The sequence below is a fragment of the Mycolicibacterium vinylchloridicum genome, from assembly GCF_013404075.1.
Classification (GTDB): domain Bacteria; phylum Actinomycetota; class Actinomycetes; order Mycobacteriales; family Mycobacteriaceae; genus Mycobacterium; species Mycobacterium vinylchloridicum.
In genome coordinates this window covers 1-2,757 of sequence record NZ_JACBJQ010000144.1, presented here as the reverse complement: position 1 = coordinate 2,757, position 2,757 = coordinate 1, and the positions used below count along the sequence as shown (strand labels likewise).

Here is a 2,757-nt window from a genome sequence, read left to right as displayed (position 1 = left end):
CCGCGTGGGCCGGTTCGTCCAGCTCCTGCCAGCTGCGATCGCCGGCCGGGGGCGGGTACACCGTGGCCGGGGACCGCGCACCAGCTGCCTCCACGAAATCCACCTCAGCACGCAACACCATCAGATCGCGTTCGGTGGTCACCGATGCCCAACGGGCCTGCTCGCGCTCGCGGGCGGGGCTCTCGGCGAAGGTGCGGGCGGTGCGCGCCTCAGCCCGGCTGAGCTGGTTGTCCAGGTCGCGGGCTTCGGCCCGGGCGGCGTTGAGTGCGGCGATGTCGGCATGCACGGCCACCGCCCGGCGCGCGTCGATGTCCTCGGCGGTCACGACGCGATCGGGTCCACCGGCCACCGCGTGCAGACGTGCGGTGGCGGCGTCGCGCTCGGCGCGGACCCGCACGACCGCCAATCCGAGGTCGGCGGCGTCGGCGGCCAGATCGCCGCGACGCTCACGGTAGGCCTGGGCAAGGTCCTGGTCGTTTTCGCTCTCGGCGCGGGCGATGAGCTTCTCCAGCTGGGTGATGCGGTACTGCTGGCCTTCGTAGGCCGATTCGGCGGCCACCCAGTCGGCGTGGGCGTGCGCCACGTCGTGTTGGTAGGGGCGCTGTTCGACGTGGCGGCGGTGCAGCGCAATGAGTTCGGCGGCGGCGGCCTGCTCGGCCGGTCCGCCGCGCGCGGAGAGCACCGCATCGGCCAGCGCCCGAACGCGCGCCCGGGCGTCGGCGCTGCGGGCCCGCAGCTCGATGATGTCGATGTCGAGGTCCGGGGTGACCGCTGGGCGCTCGGTGAGCAGGGAGTAGAAGTCCAGATCTCCAAGACTGTCGTCGAATTCGGAGTCGTACCCCAGGTAGTCGTCCTCGCCGGGGTCGCCATGTTGGTCAAGGTCGAGGGGGTGGTGCGGCGGCTCGTGCAGCGATTCTCCGAGCCCGTCGGCGGGGTGGGGGATGTCGGTGTCGATGTCGGCGGCGTAGTGGGTGAGCAGCTCGACACGGTAGGTGAGGACACGGGCGTATTCGTCGGGCCGGATCGCGTCGTCGGTGAGCGCATCGAGCAGATATTCCGCGGCCGCGGCGAGCAGGTCGGCCGGCGGCCAGTCCGAGGCGTTGACCGCAGCGACCAGCGCGGGCCAGGCCGGGTCACCGGTGATCGTTTCGGCAGCCACGCTGCCCAGAATGCGGTGCAGTTCCGCCGTCCACGGCGGCCGTAACCGCTCGTTGGCGGTGTCGAGCATCGCCGGGGCCAGGGTGCCAGCCAGCCGCCACCACAACGCGGCGGCGGGCAGCTCGTCGGGCAGCGCGCCGTGGCGGTCCATCGCCTCGTCGACGAGCGCGGAGACGTCGGCACCGGCCCGGGCGGCTTGGTCGAGGTGGGTGGCCAGCCGCGGCCAGAACGGGTCGGCGGTGATGTTCGGGTCGATGTTGTCGGCCAGGGTGCGCCACCGCTTGGCGCCGTGTCCGCCGCTGATCAGGGCAGCGTCCAGGCGCTGGTGCAGCAGGTCCTGGAAGGACGCGGAGCGGGTGGCGTGCTGGGTGGGTCCGGTGATGCGAGTGTCGGCCGGGTCGACGTCGTGGGCGGCGCGGAAGACGGCGATTTCGGCGAGCAGTCCGGGGCGTTGCCCGGCCAGCGGACGCGCCCACACCGGCGCGGTGGCCGGGGTCCAGGCCCGGGCCTGTTCGCGGATCTGCTCGGCGATCTCGTCGACCAGCTGTGCACGTGCGGACAGGTAGCGCGCCCACGCCGAATCGTCTTGTAGCGCGGTGGGAACCGACGGCAGCCAGCGCAGCGGGCCGACGATATCCAGGGCGGAATTGTCGGGGGTGGGCAGGCGCCAATCCAGCACCGCGGCGGGATCGCTGGCATTACCGAGCGGGCGCTGCGCGGCGTGCGCCAGCGCTTCGTGCGGGTCGTGCCCGTCGAGGGCAAGCAGGGCCAGGTTGCGTCGCAGTACCGGCCACGCTTCGGCGCTGGTGATGTCGGCACGCAGCGCGGTGGCGGTGGCGTCGATGCGGGCCATGGTGTCGGTGCCGGCGAGTTGTTCGGCGGCACTGGACAGGGCGTCGGTGTACATGTCGGCCGCCCGCGCCAGGCGGGTGAACGGGTCGGCTTCGGCGCGCTGCACGCCGTGCGCGGAAATCTGTGCGCCGTCGCGGCGCAGGATGGCCGAGAGGATGTCCACTGCGGTCGGTGGGTGGGTTGCTTTGGGGGTGAGGATGGCGTGCGGGTCGGCCTCGCTGGTGGAGAAGTAGATGTGGTTTTCGCACCTGCCGCGGGTGAGCGCGACGTAGAGCTGTTGGCGGGTCATCGAGTCGGTGCCGACGACGTGGCATTCGTGGCGGGCGGTCCAGCCTTGGGCGCCGTTGATGGTGCGCGCGTAGCCGAGTGTGGTGTTGGTGGCGACGTAGCGGGCGGGTAGTCGGATCACCGATTCGGTGTCCTCGCCGGTGAGCCGGGACACCGAAATGCGGCCCTGGTCGTCGATGTCTTTGATGATCCAGAGCTGGCCGTTTTTGACCCAGCCACCGGTGGGCAGGCGCAGCCAACGGGCGTTGTCGCGGGTCAGGATTCGGTCCCCGACGCTGGCGGTCAGGCCATCGGAGAGGGTGACGGTGCGGGTGTTCTCCGGGTGCGGTTCTCGGCGCAGCCGGTCCAGGCGGGCACGTTCGTTGAGTTCGGCGACCATCGGGTTGGTGGGCGCGATCAGCAGCGCGTCGCGGCCCACGGTGACCGCGTCCGACCATGCCTGATACGCCATGTCGGCGG

Annotated in this window: 1 pseudogene; it reads right to left on the bottom strand. The window is 71.6% G+C overall.

Annotated elements, in window-relative coordinates:
- Positions 1–2,757 (bottom strand): annotated as a pseudogene (locus HPC46_RS34070) (MobF family relaxase); the annotation flags it as partial.